Annotated in this window: 26 protein-coding genes; 17 read left to right on the top strand and 9 right to left on the bottom strand. The window is 65.1% G+C overall.

What is annotated here, in order from left to right; all coding sequences use genetic code 11:
* Window positions 1–83: 83 nt before the first annotated feature.
* The gene (locus tag HDG32_RS03560) at window positions 84–1,013 is read right to left on the bottom strand and encodes a LysR family transcriptional regulator (RefSeq protein WP_184063233.1); all 930 of its coding nucleotides are present in this window, start codon (window positions 1,011–1,013) and stop codon (window positions 84–86) included.
* Between the two features lie 420 nt (window positions 1,014–1,433).
* Between HDG32_RS03560 and HDG32_RS03555 the strand changes: the two genes are divergently transcribed.
* From HDG32_RS03555 to pcaC, 5 genes are all read left to right on the top strand, one after another.
* Entirely contained in the window at window positions 1,434–2,141 is a 708-nt protein-coding gene (locus tag HDG32_RS03555) for a 3-oxoacid CoA-transferase subunit A (protein ID WP_062131411.1), read from the top strand.
* Window positions 2,142–2,154: 13 nt separating this feature from the next.
* Window positions 2,155–2,814, top strand: coding sequence for a 3-oxoacid CoA-transferase subunit B (locus HDG32_RS03550; RefSeq protein WP_184063230.1), 660 nt, complete (start codon window positions 2,155–2,157; stop codon window positions 2,812–2,814).
* Window positions 2,815–3,098: 284 nt separating this feature from the next.
* Window positions 3,099–4,478 (top strand): 3-carboxy-cis,cis-muconate cycloisomerase, encoded by a 1,380-nt coding sequence (locus tag HDG32_RS03545; protein ID WP_184063227.1) that lies wholly within the window; start codon window positions 3,099–3,101, stop codon window positions 4,476–4,478.
* A 5-nt stretch (window positions 4,479–4,483) separates the two neighbouring features.
* On the top strand, window positions 4,484–5,275 hold the full coding sequence (gene pcaD, locus HDG32_RS03540; protein WP_184063224.1) for a 3-oxoadipate enol-lactonase: 792 nt from the start codon (window positions 4,484–4,486) through the stop codon (window positions 5,273–5,275).
* Window positions 5,272–5,673, top strand: coding sequence for a 4-carboxymuconolactone decarboxylase (pcaC, locus tag HDG32_RS03535; protein WP_184063222.1), 402 nt, complete (start codon window positions 5,272–5,274; stop codon window positions 5,671–5,673). Before pcaD ends, pcaC begins: the two co-directional genes overlap by 4 nt.
* A gap of 67 nt (window positions 5,674–5,740) precedes the next feature.
* On the opposite strand, the gene HDG32_RS03530 is transcribed toward pcaC, so the two are convergent.
* From HDG32_RS03530 to HDG32_RS03505, 6 genes are all read right to left on the bottom strand, one after another.
* Window positions 5,741–5,899: a hypothetical protein gene (locus HDG32_RS03530; protein ID WP_184063220.1), complete on the bottom strand. Its 159-nt coding sequence runs from the start codon at window positions 5,897–5,899 to the stop codon at window positions 5,741–5,743.
* A 33-nt stretch (window positions 5,900–5,932) separates the two neighbouring features.
* Window positions 5,933–6,136 carry a hypothetical protein gene (locus HDG32_RS03525; protein WP_008922557.1) on the bottom strand — a complete coding sequence of 68 codons (204 nt, stop codon included), beginning with the start codon at window positions 6,134–6,136 and terminating at the stop codon, window positions 5,933–5,935.
* 558 nt (window positions 6,137–6,694) lie between these two features.
* Window positions 6,695–7,087: a hypothetical protein gene (locus tag HDG32_RS03520; protein WP_184063218.1), complete on the bottom strand. Its 393-nt coding sequence runs from the start codon at window positions 7,085–7,087 to the stop codon at window positions 6,695–6,697.
* Window positions 7,088–7,101: 14 nt separating this feature from the next.
* Window positions 7,102–7,491 (bottom strand): hypothetical protein, encoded by a 390-nt coding sequence (locus tag HDG32_RS03515; RefSeq protein ID WP_184063216.1) that lies wholly within the window; start codon window positions 7,489–7,491, stop codon window positions 7,102–7,104.
* Window positions 7,488–7,859 carry a tlde1 domain-containing protein gene (locus tag HDG32_RS03510; protein WP_184063214.1) on the bottom strand — a complete coding sequence of 124 codons (372 nt, stop codon included), beginning with the start codon at window positions 7,857–7,859 and terminating at the stop codon, window positions 7,488–7,490. The genes HDG32_RS03515 and HDG32_RS03510 overlap by 4 nt, the downstream gene beginning before the upstream one ends.
* A 465-nt stretch (window positions 7,860–8,324) precedes the next feature.
* On the bottom strand, window positions 8,325–9,017 hold the full coding sequence (locus HDG32_RS03505; protein ID WP_184063212.1) for a TetR family transcriptional regulator: 693 nt from the start codon (window positions 9,015–9,017) through the stop codon (window positions 8,325–8,327).
* Window positions 9,018–9,306: 289 nt separating this feature from the next.
* On the opposite strand from HDG32_RS03505, the gene HDG32_RS03500 reads away from it, so the two are divergent.
* The 11 genes from HDG32_RS03500 to HDG32_RS03450 all read left to right on the top strand — a co-directional run bounded on the left by HDG32_RS03500 (window position 9,307) and on the right by HDG32_RS03450 (window position 23,430).
* Complete coding sequence (locus tag HDG32_RS03500) at window positions 9,307–10,896, top strand: 6-hydroxynicotinate reductase (protein ID WP_184063210.1); 1,590 nt, start codon at window positions 9,307–9,309, stop codon at window positions 10,894–10,896.
* 24 nt (window positions 10,897–10,920) lie between these two features.
* Window positions 10,921–11,859 (top strand): UPF0280 family protein, encoded by a 939-nt coding sequence (locus HDG32_RS03495; RefSeq protein WP_184063208.1) that lies wholly within the window; start codon window positions 10,921–10,923, stop codon window positions 11,857–11,859.
* Entirely contained in the window at window positions 11,835–12,425 is a 591-nt protein-coding gene (locus tag HDG32_RS03490; RefSeq protein WP_184063206.1) for an amino acid synthesis family protein, read from the top strand. The genes HDG32_RS03495 and HDG32_RS03490 overlap by 25 nt, the downstream gene beginning before the upstream one ends.
* 50 nt (window positions 12,426–12,475) lie before the next feature.
* Complete coding sequence (locus HDG32_RS03485; protein WP_184063204.1) at window positions 12,476–13,060, top strand: amino acid synthesis family protein; 585 nt, start codon at window positions 12,476–12,478, stop codon at window positions 13,058–13,060.
* A 173-nt stretch (window positions 13,061–13,233) separates the two neighbouring features.
* Window positions 13,234–15,186 (top strand): ABC transporter permease, encoded by a 1,953-nt coding sequence (locus HDG32_RS03480; protein ID WP_184063202.1) that lies wholly within the window; start codon window positions 13,234–13,236, stop codon window positions 15,184–15,186.
* Window positions 15,183–15,992 carry an ABC transporter ATP-binding protein gene (locus HDG32_RS03475; protein ID WP_184063200.1) on the top strand — a complete coding sequence of 270 codons (810 nt, stop codon included), beginning with the start codon at window positions 15,183–15,185 and terminating at the stop codon, window positions 15,990–15,992. Before HDG32_RS03480 ends, HDG32_RS03475 begins: the two co-directional genes overlap by 4 nt.
* Window positions 15,989–16,702, top strand: a complete 714-nt coding sequence (locus HDG32_RS03470; protein ID WP_184063199.1) for an ABC transporter ATP-binding protein — start codon at window positions 15,989–15,991, stop codon at window positions 16,700–16,702. The genes HDG32_RS03475 and HDG32_RS03470 overlap by 4 nt, the downstream gene beginning before the upstream one ends.
* Window positions 16,703–16,736: 34 nt before the next feature.
* Entirely contained in the window at window positions 16,737–17,936 is a 1,200-nt protein-coding gene (locus HDG32_RS03465) for an amidohydrolase family protein (protein WP_184063197.1), read from the top strand.
* Window positions 17,937–17,967: 31 nt separating this feature from the next.
* The gene (locus HDG32_RS03460; RefSeq protein ID WP_090807233.1) at window positions 17,968–18,474 is read left to right on the top strand and encodes a (2Fe-2S)-binding protein; all 507 of its coding nucleotides are present in this window, start codon (window positions 17,968–17,970) and stop codon (window positions 18,472–18,474) included.
* A complete protein-coding gene (locus tag HDG32_RS03455) occupies window positions 18,471–22,118 on the top strand; it encodes a molybdopterin cofactor-binding domain-containing protein (RefSeq protein ID WP_184063195.1) in 3,648 nt (1,215 codons plus the stop codon). Before HDG32_RS03460 ends, HDG32_RS03455 begins: the two co-directional genes overlap by 4 nt.
* A 103-nt stretch (window positions 22,119–22,221) precedes the next feature.
* Window positions 22,222–23,430, top strand: a complete 1,209-nt coding sequence (locus tag HDG32_RS03450; RefSeq protein ID WP_184063193.1) for an ABC transporter substrate-binding protein — start codon at window positions 22,222–22,224, stop codon at window positions 23,428–23,430.
* 128 nt (window positions 23,431–23,558) lie between these two features.
* On the opposite strand, the gene HDG32_RS03445 is transcribed toward HDG32_RS03450, so the two are convergent.
* The gene (locus tag HDG32_RS03445) at window positions 23,559–23,810 is read right to left on the bottom strand and encodes a hypothetical protein (RefSeq protein WP_018423554.1); all 252 of its coding nucleotides are present in this window, start codon (window positions 23,808–23,810) and stop codon (window positions 23,559–23,561) included.
* A 195-nt stretch (window positions 23,811–24,005) separates the two neighbouring features.
* On the opposite strand from HDG32_RS03445, the gene HDG32_RS03440 reads away from it, so the two are divergent.
* Window positions 24,006–24,530: a DUF6496 domain-containing protein gene (locus HDG32_RS03440; RefSeq protein WP_184063192.1), complete on the top strand. Its 525-nt coding sequence runs from the start codon at window positions 24,006–24,008 to the stop codon at window positions 24,528–24,530.
* Between the two features lie 100 nt (window positions 24,531–24,630).
* Here the strand turns inward: HDG32_RS03440 and HDG32_RS03435 are convergent, their stop codons facing one another.
* On the bottom strand, window positions 24,631–25,959 hold the full coding sequence (locus HDG32_RS03435; protein WP_184063190.1) for an aspartate aminotransferase family protein: 1,329 nt from the start codon (window positions 25,957–25,959) through the stop codon (window positions 24,631–24,633).
* Window positions 25,960–26,117 lie beyond the last annotated feature (158 nt).

Below are 26,117 nucleotides of genomic sequence, written 5' to 3'. Positions count from 1 at the left end.
CTGAGGTCATTGTTCCATGTTTTGCGCTGAAGGTGCCGATGCCCCTTTCGCGGCCGGGGCAGTCGCGGGCGTGCTGCGCACGGCTACTTTGGCCATTCGTCCATCGCATCGTTGAACAGCTCGGCGACCACGCCGCGCAGCCAGCTGCCGCGCGGATCGTTATGAAACTTGCGATGCCAGTGCTGCCGCAGGTCGAAGCGCGGCAGCGGCAGCGGCGGCTCGACGAGCATGATCGACGCATGCTCCGACACGTACGCGAAGCCGATCGCGTGCGGCACGGTCGCGAGCAGGTCGGTGCGCGCGAGGATGAAAGGCAGGCTCATGAAGTGCGGCGTTTCGAGCACCGCGCGTCGCTTGATGCGCTTCTTTTCGAGGTACTGCTCGAGCACTTCCTGGCTGCGTCCCTCGGCGCGCACGACCGCATGGCCGGACGCCACGTATTGCTCGAGCGTGAGCGGCCCCTTCGACAGCGGATGTCCGCTGCGCATCAGGCAGATGAAGCGATGCGTGAAGAGCCGCTGCTGAAAGAAGTTGTTGCCCGCCAGGTCCGGAAAATAGCCGACGGCGAGATCGACATCGCCCGATTCGAGCCCGCGTTCCACTTGCGACGGCGACAGCGTGACCGAGCGCAGATTCGCGGACGGCGCGCGCTCGGCGAACAGCTGCAAAAGACGCGGCAGAAACACGATTTCGCCGACGTCGGACAGCGCGATCGAAAACGTGTGCGTGCTCGTCGCCGGATCGAAATCCTGCACGTCGAGCATGCCTTTCTCGATGCGCAGCAACGCGTCGCGCGCGGCGGGCAGGATCGCGAGCGCGCGCGGTGTCGGCTCCATGCCTTTCGATGTGCGCACGAACAGCGGATCGTCGAAGTATTCGCGCAGGCGCCCAAGCGCGGTGCTCACGCGCGGCTGGCTCACACCGAGCTGCTCGGCGGCGCGGCTCACGTTGCGCGTGTCTTCCATCGCGACCAGATAGGGGATCAGGTTCAGATCCAGATGTGTCTCGGACATGCTTGTTATGGCTCGCGGGGCGGGCGGGGCAAGGGAATGCTTATGCCGTATCGCTATAGAGCCTAGTTGAAAAATCGCCCGTAAGCATAATGGGATTTTGCGCGGCCGGCATTTTCGCGCGCAGGGCGAGCGCTGGACGAGGGCATCCCGGACCTTCGCCGCCGCGCGCGGCGACCTATGATGAAGGGGGTTTCCCTGCCTTGACAACCCGCCCACAGGACAACCATAATCGCCGAAGCGTTCGCTAAACGAATCACTGTTCACGCAACGAACAATTCAGCGGCGAAGCAATCGAAGGCGCCAGCCCGCTCTCCCCCCTCGCGAGCCGTCGCCAGCATGCCCGGAGACTGTTTCCGCGCGAGCCTTGCCGGTTACGGCTGTCAGCCCAGCGGCACGTAGCGCCCCCAAAGGAAATTCGACATGATCAACAAGATTTTCGAGACACTTCAATCGGCGGTCGCCGATGTCCACGACGGCGCGACCGTCATGATCGGCGGCTTCGGCACGGCCGGCATGCCGTCCGAGTTGATCGACGCGCTGATCGAGCAGGGCGCGCGCAACCTCACCATCGTCAACAACAACGCAGGTAACGGCGATATCGGCCTCGCGGCGCTGCTGAAGGCCAAGCGCGTGCGCAAGATCATCTGCTCGTTCCCGCGCCAGACCGACTCGTATGTGTTCGACGCGCTCTATCGCGCCGGCGAAATCGAACTCGAACTCGTGCCGCAAGGCAACCTCGCCGAGCGCATCCGCGCCGCGGGGGCGGGCATCGGCGGCTTCTTCACGCCGACCGCGTACGGCACCAAGCTCGCCGAAGGCAAGGAAACCCGTCTGATCGACGGCCGTCACTACGTTCTCGAAGCGCCGCTGCACGCGGACTTCGCGCTGATCAAGGCGTACAAGGGCGATCGCTGGGGCAACCTGATCTATCGCAAGACCGCGCGTAACTTCGGACCGATCATGGCGAGCGCCGCGAAGACCGCGATCGTGCAGGTGTCGGAAGTGGTGCCGCTCGGCGGCCTCGATCCGGAAGAAATCGTCACGCCCGGCATTTTCGTGCAACGCGTGATCGCGGTGCCGCAAGCGGCGCATGCCCCCACGCCCAATCCTCACGACGCTGCTGCCTGACCCGGAGACCGACATGAAGAAACTGACTCGCGATGAAATGGCCAGGCGCGTTGCCCAGGACATCCCTGAAGGCGCTTACGTGAACCTCGGCATCGGCGTGCCGACGCTGGTGGCGAACCACCTCGCCGCAGACAAGGAAATCTTTCTGCACAGCGAAAACGGTCTGCTCGGCATGGGCCCGGCACCGGCGAAGGGCCAGGAAGACGACGAACTGATCAACGCCGGCAAGCAGCACGTCACGCTGCTGACGGGCGGCGCCTACTTCCATCACGCGGATTCGTTCGCGATGATGCGGGGCGGCCATCTTGACTTCTGCGTGCTCGGTGCGTTCCAGGTGTCGGCGAAGGGCGATCTCGCGAACTGGCACACCGGCGCACCCGACGCGATTCCGGCGGTCGGCGGCGCGATGGACCTCGCGATCGGCGCGAAGCAGGTCTACGTGATGATGGAGCATCTGACCAAGCAGGGCGAGAGCAAGATCACCGCCGAGTGCTCGTACCCGGTCACCGGTATCGGTTGCGTGACCCGTATCTATACGGACCTCGCAATGATCGACGTCACGAAGGAAGGCCTCGTCGTGCGCGAGATTTTCACGGACATCGGCTTCGACGAACTGCGGAAGCTGACCGGTGTGCCGATGACCGACGGCACGCAGGCCGCGCGCGCGGCCTGATGGTTGGCTGAGGCGTCGCGGCGGCGGTCTGCTTTGCGGCCGCGTCGATGGCGTCTCGTCTGAAAGCGGCATTGCGCGAACGGGCCAGCGCTGACGGGGCGAACTCCTCGTCAGCGCTGGCCTGGCAACTTCAGCGACGGGCTGACCGCGTTTGGCGCACAATACGCAGCACATACCGCGGCATACGCACGGCACGAGCGCTTGCTCCGCCACGGCGTCTGCTTCGAACCGCCGCGCGCCGTGCCGCTTCTTCGCTTCCGATTCCCTCAAACATCGTCGTCACCATGTTCGACTCCAGCGCCCGTCTGACTGGCCTTCTTTGCGGGACACAGCCGATGAACGACATCTGGGCGCCGCGTGCCACGCTGCAGCGGATGCTCGACGTCGAAGCCGCGCTCGCGCGTGCCTCTGCCGCGCACAAAGTCATTCCCGAATCCGCCGTCCCTGCGATCGAAGCGGCCTGCCAGGCCGACCAGCTCGACGCCGACGCGCTCGCACGCGACGCCGCGCTCGGCGGCAACCTCGCGATTCCGCTCGTCAAGCAACTGACTGCACGCGTCAAAGCCGCCGATGCCGAAGCTGGCAAATACGTGCATTGGGGCGCGACGAGCCAGGACATCATCGACACCGCGACGGTACTGCAACTGCGCGACACTTTCGACCTGCTCGACGGCGGCCTGCAAGCCACCTGCGACGCGGTCGCGAAACTCGCGGCCACCCATCGCGCGACACCGATGATCGGCCGCACGTGGCTGCAACAGGCGCTGCCGATCACGCTGGGTCTGAAGTTCGCGCAATGGCTCGACGCGCTGTTGCGTCATCGCGAGCGGCTCGACGCGTTGCGCGAACGTGTGCTGGTGCTGCAATTCGGCGGCGCGGCCGGCACCCTCGCGAGTCTGCGCGAGGCGGCGCCGCAGGTCACGCAGTCGCTCGCCAAGGAACTCGGCCTCGCGGTACCGACCTTGCCGTGGCACACGCAACGCGATCGCATCGCCGAGACGGCGTCGCTGTTCGGCATGCTGATCGGCACGCTCGGCAAGATCGCGCGCGACGTGTCGCTGCAGATGCAAACCGAAATCGACGAACTCGCCGAACCGGCTGCGGCCGGCAAGGGCGGTTCGTCGACGATGCCGCACAAACGCAACCCGGTCGGTTGCGCGGCGGTACTGACGGCCGCGACGCGCGCGCCCGGCCTCGTGGCGACCGTGTTCGCCGGCATGGTGCAGGAGCACGAACGCGCGCTCGGCGGCTGGCAGGCCGAATGGGACGCGCTGCCGGATCTCGCGCGCCTCGCGGGCGGCGCGCTCGCGAACATCGAACAGATCGCGTCCGGCCTGAGCGTGAACAAACCGCGCCTCGCCGCGAATCTCGACGTCACGCACGGCCTGATCCTCGGCGAAGCGGTGATGCTCGCGCTCGGCGATTCCATCGGCCGGCTCGACGCGCATCATCTGGTCGAGCGCGCGTCGAAGGCGGCGATCCGCGACGGCAAGACGCTGTATGACGTGCTCGCCGCCGACGCGGCCGTCACCGAACATCTTTCGTTCGAGCGCCTGAAGCAGCTGCTCGATCCCGCTCAATACGTCGGCCAGGCGCACGCATATGTCGACGCCGCCCTGACGCTTCACACCACGCGCGCGCAGCGCGCCCATTCCAAGGAGTAACCGGCATGCCCTACGCCGCAGTCAACGGCACCGAGCTTCACTATCGTATCGACGGTGATCGTCACGGCCACGCGCCGTGGCTCGTGCTGTCGAATTCGCTCGGCTGCGATATGTCCATGTGGACGCCGCAGGTCGCGGCGTTGTCGAAGCATTTCCGCGTGCTGCGCTACGACACGCGCGGCCACGGTCATTCGGAAGCGCCGAAGGGTCCGTACACGATCGAGCAGCTGAGCGGCGACGTGCTCAGCCTGATGGATACGCTGAAGATCGCGCGCGCGAATTTCTGCGGCATATCGATGGGCGGCCTGACCGGCGTCGCACTCGCCGCGCGTCACGGCGACCGCTTCGAGCGCGTCGTGTTGTGCAACACGGCCGCGCGCATCGGCTCGCCGGAAGTGTGGGTGCCGCGTGCCGCGAAGGCGCGCAGCGAAGGCATGTTCGCGCTCGCCGACGCGGTGCTGCCGCGCTGGTTCACGGCAGACTTCATCGAGCGCGAGCCGGTCGTGCTGGCGATGATCCGCGACGTGTTCGTGCATACCGACAAGGAAGGCTACGCATCGAACTGCGACGCAATCGACGCGGCCGACCTGCGGCCCGAAACGCCGGGCATCAAACTGCCGACGCTCGTGATCAGCGGCACGCACGATCTGGCCGCCACGGCCGCGCAAGGCCGCGAACTTGCGCAGTCGATTCCGGGCGCGCGCTACGTCGAACTCAATGCCTCGCATATCTCGAACATCGAAAAGGCCGGTGAGTTCACGAAGACCGTGCTCGACTTCCTGACGGAGGCAAAATGAACGACGAAGACCGTTACGAAGCCGGTATGGAGGTGCGTCGCGCGGTGCTGGGCCACGCGCACGTCGACCGTTCGCTCGCGAACCGCACCGAGCTGACCGAGGGGTTCCAGAACCTGATCACGCGTTACGCATGGGGCGAGATCTGGACGCGTGAAGGTCTGCCGCGTCATACGCGCAGCCTGCTGACGATCGCGATGATGGTGGCGTTGAATCGCAGCGAAGAACTCGCGCTGCATCTGCGTGCCGCGAAGAACAACGGCGTCACGCGCGAGCAGATCAAGGAAGTGCTGCTGCAGACCGCGATCTACTGCGGCGTGCCGGCGGCCAACTCCGCATTCCATCTGGCCGACAAGCTGTTTCGCGAGGATGATGCGGCGGCCGCGGCGGCGAAGTCGTAAAGACTGAGCACACGTAACTGGCCCTGCGCATCGCGCAGGATCAGGTCGAAGGTGAGGGCAGGCGTGCTCACGACGGACTCCGCAGCTCACGCAGGAAACGCTGCACGGCCACCCGCACGATCTGCTGCACCCGAAGGTGGGTCGCCTTCGACACCGCGCGCAGTTCATCGAGCAGTTCCTGCGGCAAGTACTGGCGGTAGGAAGGGTTGCGGTAGCGGCCGGCCATTTCAGTTCGTCCATTCCGACCGGCCGCGACAGGTCAGGACTGTCTTGCGTTCAATGCAGGCCAGCGGGCCAGGGCAATGAACCAGAGCAGAATGACGTTCACCACCGGAATGAAGGCAAGCAGCGACCAGGCGCCCGCATATCCCGCCTTCTTCAGGATCAGCCATAGCGGGATAATCTCCGCGATGACGACAACAAGAACAAACACCAGCCAGTGCCATATGGAAAGAGCGCCCACGCATACCTCCATTTTTTAAAGTTGACGGGCAGAGCTGAGTATAACGACGCACGGCTGACTCCTTTTTCAATATTTCCGGCTGCCATCGATGCCGCACAGCCGCTGCGCTTTACGCGCGAAGTCCTGCAACGCGGTCAGTTTCCGTATGGTCGCATCCCCGTCGCTGGTGATACCGGGAAGATCGTCAGCAGCCGCTGCGTCAAGTCCGGCTGTACCGGCTCCATCAGCTCCAACCATCCGTTCGCATCCGACCTTGCGGGAGGCGGCCAGACACTTCCGCGCCACGCAGCAGGCCGTACTCGACGCGTGCGAAGACTGGGAGGGCGATGGTTACATGCGGCCCGCAACGGGCTTTCGCGCCGGAAGCGGTATCGGATCGATTGCCCGCCTTGACGACTATCTCGTGGAAGCCTTACAGACGGATCCGAACCAGACGTACAGGCCGCGCGGGCAAGGGGTGTAATGACTGAAACAGAGCGAGGCAGGGGCCTTATGACGCGCTGCTCGCAGGCAAAAAAAGCCCCGCGCGATGCGGGTCCGGGTCTGAACTGGCGCGGTTCACTCGATATGCCTGTACCGAGTGTCCCCGCCGCCACGCTGCAACTGTTTCGAAACGATAAGAAACTGCTCGTCACTAATCGTACACTCCAGTTCGCCTATCTCGTACACAGCAATCAGCTTGATCTTATTTCCGTTTCGCTCCTCAAAGGTAATCTGATAGACTCCGCGCCACATTGGTTCGCCATCCTCATATTTACCGATCTTCTCGGACGCCAGTCGCACGGCCCTTGTTTTCGTAGCATCGAAATCCAGGGAGAGGATGTCAGTTTTTCTTAGCGCCATCTGGGCCACATAGGCCGGAAACCGGTCGCCGCATGGCGGGTATGGTCCGGGTTCCGCCAGGCATAGCGCGGGAAGGGATAGCAGCAGGACTGCAAAAGCGTGTTTCATGGATTCAAAGGACCTCACTCTATCTGCTTGAACATTCTGTCAGCCTCGACTCTTGACAGCAAATGCTTCGAAACGACAAAAACCTCTACGGCACTCATTGAGCATTCAAATTCGCCAGCGTCGTTCACAGCAATCACCTTGACCTTGTTTCCGTTTTTTTCGTGAAAGGTGATGTGATAGACCTCACGCCACAACTGTTCGCCATCCTCATCTTTTCCTATTTTCTCGGACGCCAGTTGCACGGCTTGGGTTTTCGTATAGTCGATATTGCCAAGCATGCCAGCCTTTTTTAGGCTGTTTTCGGCGATGTTGGTCGGCCACCCGTCGCATGGCGGGTTCGGTCTGCCTTGCGCCAGGCATAGCGCGGGAAGGGATAGCAGCAGGACTGCAAAGGTGCGTTTCATGGATGTTTCACCCTAAGCATTCTGTCGCCACTGTTCCAGATTTGCTTGCGGTATGGCAAGTGCAAAACGATACATCCATTTGACGCGTTGCCGGGATCGGTCTGGCTGTCGCCGTGGATCATGAAGGCGGAACGTTCGCCTAAGCACGTTCCGCAAACCGGGTTAAGCCGCATCGAGAACGGTCCAGTTTTAGGGTGCGGAAACGGTGCCGTAATTTCATACAGGCCAACGGGGATTGGTCCCCAGTCGCGGACATACTGGCTACTGTGTTTATTCTTGTGCTCCCCCTTGCCGGAATATCCCTTATCTGTGATTAATTTGTCGTTGTGATACAACAAGTGGCTCTCATGCTTGTAAATCCACACCATCGTCTTTTCCTCATTGGTTGTACGAACCAACGATTACACCAGATCATCTGGCTGCACACAATTTTTAAGATATACGTCAGTTTGATCTGCATCCCCGTATCGAGCCGACAGAGGCAAGTGCAATTGATCGCGAAAGATCACGGCTAATATGAGTATGGGGCCGATTCGTGGGGAAAACAAAACCACGCCGCAACGATTGCCGGCGCAACACAATGTAAAGAATGCGAATCAAAGCAACAAAAAAGAACGCGAAGATGCAGCCGCGACGAACGTTCAAAACGCAGATGTGCAAAAGCCGGACGTTACGAAGGTCGGCGAAGTGAAGCCTCAAGCCACGAAAACCGCAGCATACGAAAGCCGCAAAACGAAAACGCCTGTTACCGTTGTGAAGGAATGCGCGCCGTTCAGGACTGGTATCGAAGGAATCCGCACGGCATTCGCGAATTCGGCGCGCGTCGATATTTTTTATGCGGTAGTAGTCGCTACAACGCTCACCGGCGCCTGCACGCACACCGCGCGCAACACCGTCTCCTTGATCACCTCGCGCCAATGCGCGAGCGCCGCCTTGTCCATCAGCGGCTCGCCGAGAAACGCGCCGAGCGTGTACTGATTGGCGTTATAGAAATAGCCGAGCGACGCGATCATCAGATATACGTCGCGCGCCGCGATATCGGCGCGAAACACGTGCTGCGCGCGGCCCGCCTCCAACAGCCTCTGCACGACCGAAATCGCGTAGCCCGAAATCTCCTTGAGCTTCTGCGATTTTTTCGCATGCTTGCCCTGGTGCAGATTTTCGCTCGACAGCAGCGTCACGAACTCCGGGTGATCTAGGTAGTACTGCCAGACGAACTCGACCATCTGTTCGAGGCCATGCACCGGATCGCGCAGATCGAGATCGAGTTTGCTTTCCGCTTCGTTGAACTGCGTGTAGATCGTCTCCAGCACTTCGATGAACAGCTGCTCCTTGCTGCCGAAGTAGTAATAGATCATCCGGTCGTGCGAACGCGCGGCCTTCGAAATACTTTCGATGCGGCCGCTCGCATAACCCTGCTTCGCGAACACCCTGATGGCCGCCTTCAGGATCTTGGCGCGCGTGTCCTGCGCCTGTTTCGCGCGGATACCGATGGCGCCCGGCTTGCGGGCGGCGGTGGGGCTCATGACGGTCTCGGATCTCTTTGTCAGCGTAGGTTTGAACGGCGGGCGCACAGACTCAGCACGCCGATGCCGCATTGCACCATGATTCCGCGTGACGGAAAACACGTTGCACAGTCGATTTTGATCGAGTAGATTTCAATCGAGTTTGGTGTAGAAGATACTACATGAACGGTGAGTGACCGCAACATGAAAATGGGCGGACCACGCGGAAATGCCCTGAAACCGGGACGATTCGCGCACCACGCAGCACCGCCAGCCATGTCGCGCCTGTGATGTCGTAGGGAACCCCACGATGACAGAACATACGAAGGTCGATTTCGGTGCAGAGAGTGTCGATCGCGATACCGCGTCGACGCCGGGGCCGACCGTGCTCGCAAAGTCGGCGCCGCGCAGCGAGCGCATGGCCTCGAACAAGATCGAATGCAATGCGTGTCCGGTGCTGTGCCAGATCTCGGAAGGGCGCACCGGCGCGTGCGACCGTTATGCGAATGCGGATGGGCGGTTGATTCGCGTCGATCCGGTGGTGTTTCTGTCGCGTGCGAACGATGCCGACGCCGATCCGGCAAATGCGGCGATCGAATTCGGCACAGCCCCCGCCGCGGACCCAGGCACCACCGAACCCGCCCTCTTCGTCACCGGCGTCGGTGCCTCCTCGACCTATCCCGACTACAAGCCCGCGCCGTTCATCGTCGCGTCGAAGCTCGACGACGTCGACATGGTCACCGTCGTCACCGAAGGCATCTTCAGCTATTGCAGCTTCAAGGTGAAGATCGACACCGACCGCTTTCTCGGCCCCGAACAGGCCAACGTGCGCTGCGACGGCGAGATCGTCGGTCACGTGAGCACGGCCGAATACGGCTCGCAGATGCTGAGCCTCGGCGGCGTCCATCATCTGACCGGCGGCAGCAAGAAAGAAGGCCGCGTGAGCTGCGACATGATGCTCGCGCTCGGCAACAAGGAGGCGGTCGAGCTTGGTATCGACGGCGGCGCGAGTCTCGTGATTCGCGCCGGCGTCGCGCCGATCGTCGACGGTGTCGAGGAGCAGCGCATGCGCGTCGGCTGCGGCTCCGCGACGATCGGTATCTTCGCGAAGCAATGGTTCGGCCACGTCGATGAGGTGGTGGTCGTCGACGATCACATTACGGGCGTGCTGACCGAGCACCAGGCGGGCCGCTGCCTCGGCATGACGCGCTCGGGACTCAAGATACGCGGCCGCAAATCGACGCCGGGCCGCTATTTCCAGGTTGCCAATCCTGGCACCGGTTGGGGGGGCACCGACATTCAGGACCCGCTCGCGATCGTCGAAGGATTCGATCCGTCGGTCGCGAAGCCGGGCATGCGCGTGCTGATGGTCTCGACGACCGGCGAACACGTGCAATGGTACGAACTCGACGCACAGCTCGTGCCGCGCATCGCGCCGATGCCCGACGCGGTGCGCCGCACGGTCGAGCGGATCGGTGAGAACTGCGAGCCGTCGCTCGCGACGGTGCTGTTTCTCGGCGGCGCGGGCGGCAGTCTGCGCGCCGGCGCGACCGAGAATCCGGTGCTGCTCACGCGCGCGATCAAGCGCAAGCTCGTCAACGTCACGTGCGGCGGCGCGCCGGCTTATGTGTGGCCGGGCGGCGGCATCACCGTGATGGTCGACGTGACGCGCATGCCGGACCGCTCGTTCGGCACGGTGCCGACACCGGCGCTCGTCGCGCCGATCGAATTCACGATGACGTACGACACGTACCGCGATCTCGGCGGCCACGTCGAGGCGGTGCGCTCGTTGCAGAGCGTGCTCGCGAGCGGGCCGACGCATACGGAAGGCGCGCCGCTCGCGCGGCGGACGCTGGCTCGCGATCCGGACAATCCGTGGCCGCCTGCAATGCCCGGTTAAGCACCCTGACCAAAAAATCACACGATGACCCCCACCCGAACCCGCCTCGACGAACACCGCTGGCATTGGCAGCACGGGCCGATCGACCTGATCCTCGGCGCCGACGGCGAGCCCGACGCGGTGCGTGCCGCATATGACGCATGCTGGGAGCGCTTCAGTCCTGTGCTGGAAGAGCTGGTCCGCGAATTGAACGTGCTTCGGCAACCAGTGCAGGCTGTGGCGGCACGACATGATTGCCCGCTTCGAGGGCCGGTCGCGACGCGTATGTGGCATGCGTGTCATCCGCATCGTTCGAGCTTCATCACGCCGATGGCCGCAGTCGCGGGCAGCGTCGCCGACGAACTGATCGCCGCGTTCGCGCGCGACGGCATCGCGCGTGCGTTCATCAACAACGGCGGCGACATCGCGCTGCACCTGGCGGCGGGGCAGCAGTATCGGGTGGGCGTGTTGGCGGACCTCGCGCAAATTTCGGGCACGCGTTTCGCGCACGACCCCGCGCTCGACGCGCATCTGACGCTCGACGCTCGGCAGCCGATTCGCGGCGTCGCGACGAGCGGCTGGCGCGGCCGCAGCTTCAGTCTCGGCATCGCCGACAGCGTGACCGTGCTCGCGCGCGATGCCGCGAGCGCCGACGCCGCCGCGACGATGATCGCGAACGCGGTCGAGCTCGACCATGCGGGAATCGTGCGGCGTCCGGCGTCGTCGCTGAAGGACGATAGCGATCTCGGCGATCTGCTGGTGACCGTCGACGTGCCGCGTCTGCCGCAGCCGCTGATCGATTTCGCGCTCGCGCGCGGCGTCGATGTCGCGAAGCGGTTGCGCGGCCAGGGTTTGATCGAAGGCGCCGCGCTGTTCCTGCAAGGACGGGCGCGGGTCACCGGCATCGACGATTCACGCGCGTTGTCCGCCACGCGCGTTTCACTGACAACGGAGGCTCCGTGTTCGAAATACGCCGCGTGCTGACGCACGTCGAAGACATCTTTCACGAGTTCGGCCCCGCGCCCGCGCAGCCGCTCAAACGAGGCGCGATCGCCGCGGTGATGACGAATCCGTTCGCGGGCCGCTACGAGCCGAAAATCGAACATGCGATGGAAGCGCTGAAGCCGATCGGCTTCGAGATGGCGCAACGGCTGCTGACGGCGATGGCGGTGCCGCATGCGTCGATCGAAAGCTATGGGAAGGGCGCGATCGTCGGCGCGCGCGGGGAACTCGAGCACGGCGCGCTATGGCATGTGCCCGGCGGCTACGCGATGCGCGAGCTGCTCGAAAAGCACGGCGTGCCGACCCACGCGATCGTGCCGTCGACGAAGAAGGTCGGCGCGCCGTCCACCGCGCTCGACGTGCCGCTCACGCATGTCAACGCGAGCTACGTGCGCAGCCACTTCGATGCGATCGAAGTACGCGTGCCCGGCGCGCCCGCCGCCGACGAGATCGTCTACATCCTCGTGATGAGCACGGGGCAGCGCGTGCATGCGCGGGTGGGCGGCCTCGCGAAAGAGGCGATCGTCGGCAAGGATGGCTTGCGCTGAAGCGGCGCGCGGCAACCATACTGCAAGGCAACGAAACTCGGAGAGCGCAAATGGCAATCAGGCTTCGCAAGCTGGTCGTGCAGGTCGACGAAACACGCATCGAAATGGGCCAGACCGTCGAGCCGCCCGCGCGCCGCGCGGTCGCGATCGCGGTGATCGATAATCCGTATGCGGGCCGCTATGAGGCGAAGCTCGACGCGCTGATCGAAGCTGGCGAGGAACTCGGCGCGCTGCTCGGCAAGCGCTGCGTCGAGGCGTTGGGCATCGCGCCCGGGGCGGCGCAAAGCTACGGCAAGGCGGCGATCGTCGGCGAGGCGGGCGAGCTCGAACATGCGGCCGCGATCCTGCATCCGAAGCTCGGCGCGCCGCTGCGCGCGGCGGTCGAAAAGGGCGCGGCGCTGGTGCCGTCGGCGAAGAAGATCGGCACCCTGGGCACCGCGATCGACGTGCCGCTCGGCCACAAGGACGCCGCCTACGTGCGCAGCCATTTCGACGCGATCGAGGCGCGCGTGGCCGATGCGCCGCGCGCGAACGAAATCGTCGTGGCGGTCGCGGTGACCGCGTCGGGCCGGCCGCTGCCGCGCATCGGCGGCTTGCAGGCGAACGAGATCAAAGGCGAGGACGGCCTGCGCTGAGCGATCGTTTTTTTCGGCCGCCTGTTTGCCGTCGCTTGTTTTGCGGGTTGTTTCGCTGGTAGTGTCCTGCCGTTGACGCGGGCGCGCATGGTGCCGCCCGCGCAGCAACGTCCGCCGATCGGGCCGCTGCGCATGTTGCGCGCGCGCCGTTCGGCGAACCGCCGAGGGTCGCGATGCTTTCGAATCTGCTGGTACAACTGGTCAATGGACTCGCCGACGCGTCGACGCTGTTTCTGGTCGCCGCCGGTTTGTCGTTGATCTTCGGCGTGACGCGCATCGTCAACTTTGCGCACGGCTCGTTCTATATGTTCGGCATTTACGTCGCGTATAGCATCGCGAGCCGCTTTGGCCACACGGCGGGCGGCTTCTGGCTGTCGGTGCTCGCCGCCGCGCTCGCGGTCGCGGTGTTGGGCGCGCTCGTCGAAATCGTCGTGTTGCGGCGGATCTATCAGGCGCCGGAGTTATTCCATCTGCTCGCCACGTTTGCGCTCGTGCTGATCTTTCGCGACGCCGCGCTATGGCTTTGGGGCCCGGAGGATCTGTTCGGCCCGCGCGCGCCGCATCTCGCGGGCGCGGTCGACTTTCTCGGCCATCCGCTGCCCACGTACGACATCGCGCTGATCGTGATCGGTCCGGTCGTCTTGCTGCTGCTGTGGTACGCGTTGACGCGCACGCGTTGGGGCACGCTCGTGCGCGCCGCGACGCAGGATCGCGAGATGCTCGGCGCGCTCGGCATCAATCAGGCGTGGCTGTTTACCGGCGTGTTCTTCGTCGGCGCGTTTCTCGCGGGACTCGGCGGCGCGCTGCAAGGGCCGCGCATGTCGGCGAACCTGTCGCTCGACCTCGAGACGATCGGCAATGCGTTCGTGGTCGTCGTGGTCGGTGGCATGGGTTCGATTCCGGGCGCATTCGTCGCGGCGCTGCTGATCGCCGAGATCAAGGCGCTGTGCATCGGTATCGGGCACGTGACGATCTTCGGCATCGGTTTATCGCTGAGCCGCTTCACGCTGGTGGCCGAATTCGTCGTGATGGCGGTCGTGCTGGTGGTGCGGCCTTGGGGTCTGCTCGGCCGCGCGAGCGCCGCGGTGCGCGCGATGGGTACGCCGGAAACGCCATTGCGTCCGGCGGGCAGGCGTCTGAAGGGGCTGGCCGCCTTCGTGTTGCTGGTGCTGGTTCTGGCGCCGCTCGCGGCCAACGCGTTTCCGTATATGCCGGTGCTGCTGGTTGAAATCCTGATCGCGGTGCTGTTCGCGGCGAGTCTGCATTTCATCATGGGTCCGGGCGGCCTGCATTCGTTCGGCCATGCCGCGTACTTTGGACTTGGCGCTTACGGCGCGGCGCTGTTTCTGAAGGTGCTGAATCTGCCGATGGAAGCCGCGTTGCTGCTCGGGCCACTGCTCGCGGTGGCGGGCGCGCTCGTGTTCGGCTGGTTCTGCGTGCGACTGTCTGGTGTCTATCTGGCGATGCTGACGCTCGCGTTCGCGCAGATCGTCTGGTCGGTCGTGTTCCAGTGGGACGACGTGACGGGCGGCAGCAACGGCATTCTCGGTCTATGGCCGTCGAACTGGCTGTCTTCGCCGGTCGCGTTCTACTACCTGACGCTCGCGTGCGCCGTGCTCGGCGTGTGGCTGCTGCGCCGCATGCTGTTCTCGCCGCTCGGCTATGCGATGCGCGCGTCGCGCGATTCCGCGCTACGCGCCGAGGCGATCGGCATCGACGTGAAGCGGGTTCAGTGGGCGTCGTTCGTGATCGCGGCGTTGTTCTGCGGACTCGCCGGATCGCTGTACGCGTTTTCGAAGGGCAACATCTCGCCCGAAGTGATCAGCGTGAGCCGCTCGGTCGATGGCCTCGTGATGGTGCTGCTCGGCGGCTTGCAGACGTTGAGCGGGCCGATCGTCGGCGCGGCCGTGTTTACGTGGCTGCAGGACACGGTCGCGCGCCAGACCGACTACTGGCAGGCGCTGCTCGGCCTCGCGATCCTGCTGCTGGTGATCGCGTTTCCACAGGGTATCGTCGGCTTCATTCGCGAGCGTTTCGGCGACGCGAACGGCGATCAGGCCGACAAGACCAACGGCGGCGCCGCGTCGCCGTCGCAACGGGCCGCCGCGGTCAAGGAGGGGCTATGAGCCTGCTGCGCGTAAGCGGTCTGTCGAGATCGTTCGGAGGACTGAAGGCGGTCGATAACGTTTCATTCGATCTCGAGGCGGGTCAACTGCTGGCGCTGCTCGGCCCCAACGGCGCGGGCAAATCGACTTGTTTCAACATGGTCAACGGCCAGTTGCAGCCGTCGTCGGGTTCGATTCTGCTCGACGGTCACGAACTCGTCGGCATGCGGCCGCGCGATATCTGGCGGCGCGGCGTCGGCCGCACGTTCCAGATCGCCGCGACGTTCAACTCGATGACGGTGCTCGAAAACGTGCAAATGGCGCTGGTGTCGCGCGAGAAAAAGACCTTCGGCCTCTGGAAGCCAGCGGGCTCGCACCATGCCGACGAAGCGTTCGCGCTGCTCGAACAGGTCGGCATGGGCGCGCACGCGAAGCGCGCGTGCGGCGTGCTCGCGTATGGCGACGTGAAGCGCGTCGAGCTTGCGATCGCGCTCGCGAACCGGCCAAAGCTGCTGTTGATGGACGAACCGACCGCCGGCATGGCGCCGAAGGAGCGCAACGAATTGATGGCGTTGACCAGGCGGCTGGTGACCGAACACGAGATCGGCGTGCTGTTCACCGAACACAGCATGGACGTCGTATTCGCGTACGCCGACCGGATGATCGTGCTCGCGCGCGGCAAGCTGATCGCCGAAGGCGACGCCGACACGATCCGCAACGACGCGCGCGTGCAGGAGGTCTATTTCGGCACCGGCAAGACGTTCCGGCCGCACGCGCCACTGCAAGACGCGTCAGGCAGCGCGCGGGATCGTGGAGCATTGCAATGAGCGAACCGATGCTGAAAGTCTCCGGCCTCAATGCGTTCTACGGTCGCGCCCACATCCTGTTCGACGTCGGCCTCGAAGTCGGCCGCGGCGAGGTGGTCGCGCTGATGGGCCGCAACGGCGCCGGCAAATCGACGACGATGAAAGCGGTGATGGGACTGCTGCCGCGCCGCCACGGCGAAGTGACGTTTCGCGGCCAGAACATCAGCGCGCTCGCGCCGTACAAGATCGCGCGCATGGGCGTCGGTTTCGTGCCCGAGGACCGCCGCGTGTTCGCGGACCTGACGGTGATGGAAAACCTCGACACGGGCCGCCAGCCGCCGCGCGCAGGCGCGCCGCAATGGACGCCCGACAAGCTGTTCCACCTGTTTCCGAATCTCGGCGAAATGCCGAAGCGCCCCGGCGGCCAGATGAGCGGCGGCGAGCAGCAGATGCTGACCGTGTCGCGCACGCTAATGGGCAATCCGTATCTGGTGCTGCTCGACGAACCGTCCGAAGGCGTGGCGCCGGTGATCGTCGAGCAGATGGCGAACATGATTCTCGAACTGAAACGCGAAGGGCTATCCATTCTGTTATCCGAACAGAATCTGCACTTCGCCGAGCTGGTCAGCGACCGCGCGTATGTGCTCGAGAAAGGGCAGATCCGTTTCAGCGGGACGATCGGCGAACTCGCACGGAACGAAACAGTGAGGCGCGCTTATCTGAGCGTGTGAATTCATCGCGTAGTGTCGGCGAAAGGAGAGGCAGATGGCGGCAGAGACGTTGACAGGCTTGTCGGGCAAGGTCGCGGTAACGAACATCGGGCTGCTGCTGTCGGGCGATATCGATCAGCCGATTCTCGACGCGGACACGCTGGTGATCGACGACGGCTTGATCGTCGCGCTCGGCCGCGAGAAAGACTGCGATCTCGAAGGCGCGCGCACGACGGTCGACTGCAAGGGCACGACGGTCGCGCCGGGCCTGATCGACTCGCACGTGCATCCGGTGTTCGGCGACTGGACGCCGCGCCAGAATCAGCTCGGCTGGATCGAGTCGAATCTGAACGGCGGTGTGACGACGATGATCTCGGCCGGCGAAGTGCATTTGCCTGGCCGTCCGAAAGACGTGCTCGGCGTGAAGGCGCTCGCGATCACCGCGCAGCGCTCGTTCGACGGCATGCGCGCGGCCGGCGTCGGTGGCGGCGTCAAGGTGCTGGCGGGCGCGCCGGTGATCGAGAAGGGCATGGTCGAGCAGGACTTCAAGGAGCTGTCCGAAGCCGGTGTGAAGCTGCTCGGCGAAGTCGGCCTCGGCAGCGTGAAGGGCGGCGAGGAAGCGCAACAGATGGTCGCGTGGGCGCGCAAGTACGGTATCCAGAGCACGATTCACACGGGCGGTCCGTCGATTCCGGGCTCCGGCCTGATCGATCGGGACGTGGTGCTCGCCGCCGATGCCGATGTAATCGGCCACGTCAACGGCGGCCATACGTCGCTGTCGTACCGGCACGTGTGCGATCTGTGCGAGCAGTCGAGCCGCGCGCTCGAAATCGTCCACAACGGCAACGAGCGGATCGCGTTGCTGACCGCGCGCCATGCGATCGAACTGAAATGCCCGCATCGGATCATTCTCGGCACCGATAGCCCGGCCGGCTCCGGCGTGCAACCGCTCGGCATTCTGCGCATGATCGCGCTGATCTCGAGCCTCGCCGACGTCCCCGCCGAAATCGCGTTCTGCTTTGCGACCGGCAATACCGCGCGGCAGCGCCATCTGCGCCAGGGGCTGATCGAGGTGGGCCGTCCCGCCGATCTCGTGTTCATGGACCGCGCGCAGCATACGGCCGCCGACACGCTGCTCGAAAGCTTGCAGCTCGGCGATATTCCGGGTGTAGGGATGGTGATGATCGATGGTCTGATCCGCTGCCGGCGCAGCCGCAATACGCCGCCCGCGACCGAAGTGCCGGTGGTGCTGTGAACGCGCGGCGCGACAGGGTGCTCGCATCATGATGAACCGCGCCGCTCAGCTCGTGCTGAAGGTGAACGGCGCGACGCATGTGGTCAGCGCGGCGGCGCAGACACCGCTGCTCTACTTGCTGCGCAATGATCTCGCGCTGAACGGGCCGAAGTTCGGTTGCGGTCTCGGCGAATGCGGCGCCTGCACCGTGCTGCTCGACGGCATGCCGACGCGCGCCTGCGTGACGACCGCCGAAGTCGCGCTGGGCCGCGAGATCACGACGCTCGAAGGGCTCGGCACGCGCACCGCGTTGCATCCGGTGCAGCAGGCGTTCATCGACGAACAGGCCGCGCAGTGCGGCTACTGCCTGAACGGCATGATCATGACCGCGAAGGCGCTGCTCGATCGCGATCCGCATCCGAGCGTCGCGACGATCCAGCGCGAGCTGTCGCGCAATCTGTGTCGCTGCGGCACGCATGTCGAGATCGTGCGCGCGGTGCAGCGCGCGGCGCAATTGCTCGACGCGCAAACGGACGTGGACGACGGAGCGCGCGTATGACCGGGCCGGACTTCAGCGTCGATCGTCGTGGCGCGACGCCGTCGCGCAAGCAGTTGTACGACGCGCACAGCGTGCTGATCGTCGCGCGGCCGCCGCATGCACCGGTCAAGGCCGCGCTCGGCCAGCCGGGTTCGCGTTCTTCGTTCGTGCCGACCGAGGCGGATCTGTTTCTGGTCGTGCGCGACGATGGCAGCGTGGTCGCGTTCAACGGTCACGTGGACCTGGGCACCGGCATCGGCACCGCGCTCGCGCAGATCGTCGCGGAAGAACTCGATGTGCCGTTGACGCGTGTATCGATCGTGCTCGGCCATACCGGCGAAACGCCGAACCAGGGGCCGACGATCGCCAGCGCGACGATCCAGATTTCGGCGGTGCCGCTGCGGCAGGCGGCGGCGCAAGCGCGTCAGTATCTGGTCGCGCAAGCGGCCGCGCGCCTGAATGTAGATGCGAACGATCTCGACGTGCAGGACAGCCGCGTGTTTCCACGCGATGGCGACCCGGCGCAGGGCATTCACTATGGCGAGCTGATCAAAGGCCAGCGTGTCGAACTGCTGCTGTCGAACGATGCGCCTTTGAAACCGCCGCACGCGTATCGCGTCGTCGGTAAAAGCGCGCCGCGTGTCGACATTCCCGCGAAGGCGACCGGTGAGCTGAGCTTCGTGCACGACGTGCGCGTGCCCGGCATGCTGCATGGACGCGTGGTGCGGCCGCCTTATGCGGGCGTCGCGCAGGGTGAGTTCATCGGGCATAGCCTGCTGGAAGTGAACGAAGCGGCGATTCGCGATTTGCCTGGCATCGTCAAGGTGGTCGTGATTCGCGATTTCGTCGGTATCGTCGCCGAGCGTGAGGAGATTGCGCAACAGGCGGCGCAGCGGCTCGACGTGCGATGGAAAACGGTCGATGGCCTGCCGCCGCTCGACACGAGCGAGCAGGTCGAAGCGGCGTTGCGCGCGAATCCGGCGACGCGGCGCGATCTGGTGATCGAAGGCGACGTGGATGCGGCGCTCGCGCAAGACCCATCGCGCACGTTGGAACGCACTTACGTGTGGCCGTTCCAGATGCACGCATCGATCGGCCCGTCGTGCGCGGTCGCGGACTATCGCAACGGAGACGGCGACGACACGCAGCTGAAAATCTGGTCCGGCACGCAGAACCCGCATTCGCTGCGCGCCGACCTCGCGTTATTGCTGACACTCGACGAAGCGCGCATCGACATCGTGCGGATGGATGCGGCGGGCTGCTACGGACGAAATTGCGCTGACGACGTCGCCGCCGACGCCGCGCTGCTGTCGCGCGCGGTCGGCGCGCCGGTGCGCGTGCAGCTATCGCGCGAGGACGAACACGCGTGGGAACCGAAGGGCGCCGCGCAACTGATGGACGTACGCGGCGCGCTCACCGCCGAAGGCGAACTGGCCGCCTACGACTTTGCGACGCGCTATCCGTCGAACGACGCCCCCACGCTCGCGCTGCTGCTGACCGGCACGATTTCCGCGCAGCCGCAGGTGTTCGAGATGGGCGACCGCACGGCCGTGCCGCCGTACGACTATCGCAGCATGCGCATCGTCTGCGACGACACGCCGCCGATCGTGCGCGCCGCGTGGCTGCGCGGTGTGTCCGCGTTGCCGAACACGTTCGCGCACGAGTCGTTCATCGACGAACTGGCCGAGCAGGCCGGCGTCGATCCGGTCGAATTCCGCCTCACGCATCTGACCGATCCGCGCGCGATCGACCTCGTCAAGGCGGTCGCGGCGAAAGCCGGGTGGCAACCCCGCGAACCCGCGTTCAGAACGCGCGGCGAGGACGACGAAGACGGCAACATCGCGCGCGGCCGCGGCATCGCGTACGCGCGCTACGTGCACAGCAAATTCCCGGGGTTCGGCGCGGCATGGTCCGCGTGGGTCGCCGACGTCGAAGTCGATCGCAACAGCGGCGAACTGGCGGTCACGCGCGTCGTGGTCGGCCAGGACACCGGCACGATGGTCAATCCGGATGGCGTGCGTCACCAGATTCACGGCAACGTGATCCAGACGACGAGCCGCGCGCTGAAGGAGCAGGTCAGGTTCGGCGACAACGCGGTGACGAGCCAGGAGTGGGGCGCGTATCCGATCCTGACGTTCCGCGAAGTGCCGGTGATCGACGTCGTGATGATGCCGCGCCACGGCGAGCCGCCGATGGGCGCGGGCGAGTCGGCGTCGCTGCCCGGCGCGGCCGCCATCGCCAATGCGCTGTACGACGCGACGGGGGTGCGCTTCCGTCGCCCGCCGTTCACGCCGGAAAAGATCCGCGCCGCGCTCGCCGACGCGCAGGCGGAAGACGCCGCGGCGGCGCGCAGGAAAAAGCGCTGGCGGCGCGGCTTTTTCGGCTGGTTGGCCGCGGGCGCGGTCGGCTGGCTTGGCGCGCTGTCGTTTGCCTCGGTTTCCAGCGCGCCGCTTGCGCCGATCACGCCGCCGCTTGCAAGCGCGTTTGCGCCGGAACTGGTCGCGCGTGGCAAGCTGCTCGCGTCGCTCGGTAATTGCGCGGTTTGCCATACCGCCCACAACGGCGTGCCGAACGCCGGCGGCAAGCCGCTCGCGACCCCGTTCGGCATCGTCTACAGCACCAACCTCACGCCCGACGGCCAGACCGGGATCGGCCACTGGTCGCTCGAAGCGTTCGTGCGCGCGATGCGGCACGGCATCAGCCGCGACGGTCATCGGCTGTATCCGGCGTTTCCGTACACGTCGTTCCAGAACATCTCCGATGACGATCTGCACGCGCTCTACGCGTATCTGATGTCGCAAACGCCGGTGCGCAGCCGGCCGCCCGAAACGAAGCTCGCGTTTCCTTTCAGCGTGCGTCCGCTGATGGCTGCATGGAACGGCCTGTTTCTCGGCCGCACCGCGTTTACCGCCAACCCCGCGCAGAGCGCGCAATGGAATCGCGGCGCGTATCTGGTGAATGGCCTTGGCCATTGCAGCGCGTGCCACACGCCGCGCAACGCGTTCGGCGCCGAGAAAACCGGCGCGGCGTTCATGGGCGGAGGCAGCGCCGAGGGCTGGGAAGCGCCCGCGCTGTCGGCGTTGTCGAATGCGCCGGTGCCGTGGAGCGAGGACGAACTGTTCCGCTATCTGCGCGACGGTCACGCGCCGTTGCACGGCGTCGCGGCCGGGCCGATGGCGCCGGTGATCGGCGATCTCGCGGCGCTGCCCGACAGCGATATCCGCGCGATGGCCGTCTATCTCGCGTCGCTCAATCCGCTGGAGGCGAACGCCGATCCGGCCGCAACCGCGCGCGAATACGAACAGGCCAGCGCGATGACGGGCGCGCCGGTCACGGCGGGTGCGCGGCTTTTCGACGGCGCGTGCGCCGCGTGCCATCACGCTGGCAGCGGACCTCAGTTGTTCGGCGCACATCCGTCGCTGGCGCTGAACACGAACCTGCACGGCGCGACGCCGGACAACCTGATTCGCGTGATTCTCGACGGCATCGGCTCGCCTGCGCGGCCCGAACTCGGTACGATGCCGGCTTACCGCGACAGTTTCAACGACGCCCAGGTCGCCGAGCTCGTGTCGTTCCTGCGCGCGCAGTTCGCGGGCGGCAAGCCGGCATGGCAGGACGTCGCCGCGAACGTGGCCAGAATCCGCGCGGAACCGCGCGAGCAATGAGCCGCCAGCCGTCGTCCGAAGGTGCGCAGGTCCACGCGCTTGCACGTCCTCACGTTCGCATGTCTGACTAAAACCACCATTCCTTCTGATAACGGAGAAACGCATGACCACGCGCGCAGGATGGATCTCTCGCCTCATGGTGTCGACCGTGTGCTCGTTTGCCGCGGCCGGCGCGAGCGCACAGCAGACCATCAAGATCGGTGAGATCAATAGCTACAAGGCGCAGCCTGCCTTTCTCGGGCCTTACAAGCAAGGCTGGAATCTCGCACTCGAGCAGGTGAACGCGGCGGGTGGCGTGCTCGGCAAGCAGCTCGAAGTTATTTCGCGCGACGACAACGGCAACCCCGGCGACACGATCCGCGTCGCCCAGGAGCTGATCGCGCGCGAGCAGGTGCAGGTGCTGTTCGGCGGCTTCCTGTCGAACACGGGCCTCGCGCTCGCCGACTTCGCGAAGCAGAAGAAGATCTTCTTCCTCGCGGCCGAACCGCTGACCGACAAGATCGTCTGGGCCGATGGCAACAAATACACGTACCGTCTGCGTCCTTCAACCTACATGCAGGTCGCGATGCTGGTGCCCGAGGCCGCGAAGCTGAAGAAGAAGCGCTGGGCGATCGTGTATCCGAACTACGAGTACGGGCAATCGGCGGTGGCGACCTTCAAGAAGCTGCTGACGGCCGCGCAGCCGGACGTGCAGTTCGTCGTCGAACAGGCGACGCCGCTCGGCAACGTCGACGCGGGCGCCGTGACCCAGGCGATCGCCGACGCGAAGCCCGACGCGATCTTCAACGTGCTGTTCGGCGCCGACCTCGGCAAGTTCGTGCGCGAGGGCAATACGCGCGGGCTCTTCAAGGATCGCGCGGTGGTGTCGCTGCTGACCGGCGAGCCCGACTACCTCGATCCGCTCGGCGCCGAAGCGCCGACCGGCTGGATCGTGACCGGCTACCCGTGGTATTCGATCGATACGGCCGCGAACAAGCAGTTCGTCGACACGTATCAGGCGAAATATCACGACTATCCGCGGCTGGGCTCGGTGGTCGGCTATTCAGCGCTGATGTCGATCGCGGACGGCATCAAGAAGGCGGGTTCGACCGATCCGGACAAACTCGCCGCCGCGTTCAAGGGGCTCAACGTGCAGACGCCATTCGGCCCGATCATGTACCGCGCGCAGGACAATCAGTCGACGATGGGCGCGTATGTCGGCGTGACCGGCGTGAAGGACGGCAAGGGTGTGATGACGTCGTACCGCTATGTGGATGGCGCGAGCGTGCAGCCATCGGACGCCGAGGTGAAGAAACTGCGCCCGGCGGATTGAGGACGTGGCGCGCGGCGGTCCGTCGTGACTGCCGCGCAATGGCCGCGCGAGTGTTGGTGAATGCACGTCCGCAGCGGCTTTTGCCACGTGCGGGCGGCTTTGAAAACGGCGGTTGCCGTCGGCGAAACCTACTCTTCCGCGTCGTGCTCCGTGACGAAGCGCTTCAGATAAGCGAGCACGGCCGCTTCCATCGCGCGATGATCGGCGGTGTTTTTCGAGCCCGCGTTTTCTTCATCGCCGAACAGTGTGGACGGCGCGTTGTGCACGTCCACTTCCTGCCCTTCGCGGAACACGCGAATTTCGTGGACGTCCTCGACGTACTCGGCGATCCAGTGCACGCCCTCGATATGCGTGCCAGCGCGAACCGTAACTATCTTCATGGCTGTCTCCATGCAAGGCGGTCGATTTGAGTTTGCGCTTCGGCGCTTACTCCCGTCCCATGTCCACCACCATACGCCGTCCCGCCGACGCACGCGAGTCCCGCCGCGCAACCGCCGCCGGACCATGGCGCGGATGGGCGCTCCGGCACGCTCGTTGCTGAACGATAGAGACTCACCCATAACCGGAGAACCGTCATGCCAGAGCAGAAAACCTTGAAGCGTGCCGAGGCCGATAAACGCGCCGGCAAATCAGCGAGTACTCAAGCGGGAGAGTTCGTCAAGGAACAGGTGGACAAGGTCCGCGCCGGCAAGCACGGCGTGCGCTCGCCGAAGCAGGCGATCGCGATCGGGTTGTCCGAGGCGCGGCGCGCGGGCGTCGACGTAAAGCCGCCGAAGAAGGGCGCCACGAGCGAGGCGACCCGCAAGAAAGCGCAGAAGGACAGCGCGGCGGGCAAGCACGAAGGCGCCGCGAAGAAGAGTGCGAGCAAGGAGTCGAGCGCGAAACGCTCGCGTGTGTCGGAGAGCGTGCTCGAGCGCGAGAGCAAGGCCGGGGCGTCGTCGGCGGCGATGTCGAAGCAGGCGAAGTCGGCGGCGGCCAAGCGGCCAGCCGCGAGCCGCTCGGCCGCAGCCAAAAAGGCCGCTGCGACGAAGGGCGCGGCTGGACGCTCCGCTGCCGCGAAAAAGGCCGCGCAAACGCGGGCCTCGCGCGCGCATCACTGAGCTTGCGGCTCGCAAAGCGGCAGCAATAAAAAAGAGCGGCGCACGCATGCGCGTGCCGCCGCTCTTTCGTCGTCGCCTGGTGGCGCGCTTGCGCGCCTTCTTACTGCACCGTCGCCAGCACCTCGCCAACGGTGCGGAAGAGCCGCGCGATCTGCTCTTCGTCGATGATCAGCGGCGGCGAGAATGCGAGGATGTCGCCGGTGAAACGGATCAGCACGCCTGCCTCGAAGCATTTGACGAACGCCTCGTAGGCGCGCGCGCCCGGCGCTCCGTCGCGCGATTCGAGCTCGATGCCCGCGACGAGGCCGAGATTGCGCACGTCCTTCACGTGCTTCGCGCCGCGCAGCCCATGCGCGGCGTCTTCGAACGTCGGCGCGAGGCTGGCCGCGCGCTCGAACAACTGGTCGCGGCGGTACAGATCGAGCGTCGCGATCGCGGCCGCGGCAGCCGCCGGATGCGCCGAGTACGTGTAGCCGTGGAACAGCTCGATCGCGCCCGCCGCGCCGCTGCCGACGACCGTGTCGTGGATCGTGCGGCTCGCCGCGACCGCGCCCATCGGAATCGACGCGTTGTTGATCGCCTTCGCCAGCGTGATCAGGTCCGGCGTGACGCCGAAGTGTTCGCTCGCGGTCGCCTTGCCGAGGCGGCCAAAGCCCGTGATCACCTCGTCGAAGATGAGCAGGATGCCGTGCTTCGTGCAGATCTCGCGCAGCTTCTGCAGATAGCCTTGCGGCGGAACCAGCACGCCGGTCGAGCCGGCCACCGGTTCGACGATCACCGCGGCGATCGTCGAAGCGTCGTGCAGCGCGACGATGCGCTCCAGCTCCTCGGCCAGATGCGCGCCCCATGCGGGCTGGCCTTTCGAGAACGCGTTGTGTTCGAGGTTGTGCGTGTGCGGCAGATGATCGACCGCCGGCAACAGCGCCCCCGAAAACGTCTTGCGATTCGGCGCGATACCGCCGACCGAAATCCCGCCGAAACCGACGCCGTGATAGCCGCGCTCGCGGCCGATCAGACGTGTGCGCTGGCCTTCGCCGCGTGCGCGATGGTAGGCGAGCGCGATTTTCAGCGCGGTGTCGACCGATTCGGAGCCCGAGTTCGTGAAGAAGATGCGATCGAGCCCTTCCGGCATCAGCTCGGCAACCTTCTTCGCCGCTTCGAACGCGAGCGGGTGGCCCATCTGGAAGGTCGGCGCGAAGTCGAGCGTCGACAGCTGCTGCGTGATCGCGGCGATGATTTCATCGCGGCCATGGCCGGCGTTCACGCACCACAGCCCGGCGCAACCGTCGAGAATCTCGCGCCCGTCGGTGCTTCGGTAGTACATGCCCTTCGCCGATTCCAGCAGGCGCGGCGCGGCCTTGAACTGGCGGTTGGCGGTGAAGGGCATCCAGAAGGACGACAGATCGTCGATGACGGGGCGCGAAGTCATGGCATCTCCTCGAAGTGGCGCGGTTGGGGCTTTAAGCGTAGCCAAACTGTAGCCCTCGCGGTTTAATGGCGGCATAAACAGTTGACCAAGTGTGGTGTCAACTGTGCTGGTGGATTCGCGCGAACTGTTCCGGTAGGCGGGCGGTCCGCGGTCCGTCT

This window comes from Paraburkholderia sp. CI2, from assembly GCF_014201055.1.
Taxonomy (GTDB): domain Bacteria; phylum Pseudomonadota; class Gammaproteobacteria; order Burkholderiales; family Burkholderiaceae; genus Paraburkholderia; species Paraburkholderia tuberum.
Note: the sequence above shows the minus strand (reverse complement) of the source record. Positions and strands in the feature narration are given on the sequence as shown.

What these genes read in the sequence shown, in the direction of transcription:
- HDG32_RS03560 (WP_184063233.1), bottom strand. Translation starts at nt 1,013, where the DNA reads ATGTCCGAGACACATCTGGATCTGAACCTGATCCCCTATCTGGTCGCG.
- HDG32_RS03555 (WP_062131411.1), top strand. Translation starts at nt 1,434, where the DNA reads ATGATCAACAAGATTTTCGAGACACTTCAATCGGCGGTCGCCGATGTC.
- HDG32_RS03550 (WP_184063230.1), top strand. Translation starts at nt 2,155, where the DNA reads ATGAAGAAACTGACTCGCGATGAAATGGCCAGGCGCGTTGCCCAGGAC.
- HDG32_RS03545 (WP_184063227.1), top strand. Translation starts at nt 3,099, where the DNA reads ATGTTCGACTCCAGCGCCCGTCTGACTGGCCTTCTTTGCGGGACACAG.
- pcaD (WP_184063224.1), top strand. Translation starts at nt 4,484, where the DNA reads ATGCCCTACGCCGCAGTCAACGGCACCGAGCTTCACTATCGTATCGAC.
- pcaC (WP_184063222.1), top strand. Translation starts at nt 5,272, where the DNA reads ATGAACGACGAAGACCGTTACGAAGCCGGTATGGAGGTGCGTCGCGCG.
- HDG32_RS03530 (WP_184063220.1), bottom strand. Translation starts at nt 5,899, where the DNA reads ATGGCCGGCCGCTACCGCAACCCTTCCTACCGCCAGTACTTGCCGCAG.
- HDG32_RS03520 (WP_184063218.1), bottom strand. Translation starts at nt 7,087, where the DNA reads ATGAAACACGCTTTTGCAGTCCTGCTGCTATCCCTTCCCGCGCTATGC.
- HDG32_RS03515 (WP_184063216.1), bottom strand. Translation starts at nt 7,491, where the DNA reads ATGAAACGCACCTTTGCAGTCCTGCTGCTATCCCTTCCCGCGCTATGC.
- HDG32_RS03510 (WP_184063214.1), bottom strand. Translation starts at nt 7,859, where the DNA reads ATGGTGTGGATTTACAAGCATGAGAGCCACTTGTTGTATCACAACGAC.
- HDG32_RS03505 (WP_184063212.1), bottom strand. Translation starts at nt 9,017, where the DNA reads ATGAGCCCCACCGCCGCCCGCAAGCCGGGCGCCATCGGTATCCGCGCG.
- HDG32_RS03500 (WP_184063210.1), top strand. Translation starts at nt 9,307, where the DNA reads ATGACAGAACATACGAAGGTCGATTTCGGTGCAGAGAGTGTCGATCGC.
- HDG32_RS03495 (WP_184063208.1), top strand. Translation starts at nt 10,921, where the DNA reads ATGACCCCCACCCGAACCCGCCTCGACGAACACCGCTGGCATTGGCAG.
- HDG32_RS03485 (WP_184063204.1), top strand. Translation starts at nt 12,476, where the DNA reads ATGGCAATCAGGCTTCGCAAGCTGGTCGTGCAGGTCGACGAAACACGC.
- HDG32_RS03480 (WP_184063202.1), top strand. Translation starts at nt 13,234, where the DNA reads ATGCTTTCGAATCTGCTGGTACAACTGGTCAATGGACTCGCCGACGCG.
- HDG32_RS03475 (WP_184063200.1), top strand. Translation starts at nt 15,183, where the DNA reads ATGAGCCTGCTGCGCGTAAGCGGTCTGTCGAGATCGTTCGGAGGACTG.
- HDG32_RS03470 (WP_184063199.1), top strand. Translation starts at nt 15,989, where the DNA reads ATGAGCGAACCGATGCTGAAAGTCTCCGGCCTCAATGCGTTCTACGGT.
- HDG32_RS03465 (WP_184063197.1), top strand. Translation starts at nt 16,737, where the DNA reads ATGGCGGCAGAGACGTTGACAGGCTTGTCGGGCAAGGTCGCGGTAACG.
- HDG32_RS03460 (WP_090807233.1), top strand. Translation starts at nt 17,968, where the DNA reads ATGAACCGCGCCGCTCAGCTCGTGCTGAAGGTGAACGGCGCGACGCAT.
- HDG32_RS03455 (WP_184063195.1), top strand. Translation starts at nt 18,471, where the DNA reads ATGACCGGGCCGGACTTCAGCGTCGATCGTCGTGGCGCGACGCCGTCG.
- HDG32_RS03450 (WP_184063193.1), top strand. Translation starts at nt 22,222, where the DNA reads ATGACCACGCGCGCAGGATGGATCTCTCGCCTCATGGTGTCGACCGTG.
- HDG32_RS03445 (WP_018423554.1), bottom strand. Translation starts at nt 23,810, where the DNA reads ATGAAGATAGTTACGGTTCGCGCTGGCACGCATATCGAGGGCGTGCAC.
- HDG32_RS03440 (WP_184063192.1), top strand. Translation starts at nt 24,006, where the DNA reads ATGCCAGAGCAGAAAACCTTGAAGCGTGCCGAGGCCGATAAACGCGCC.
- HDG32_RS03435 (WP_184063190.1), bottom strand. Translation starts at nt 25,959, where the DNA reads ATGACTTCGCGCCCCGTCATCGACGATCTGTCGTCCTTCTGGATGCCC.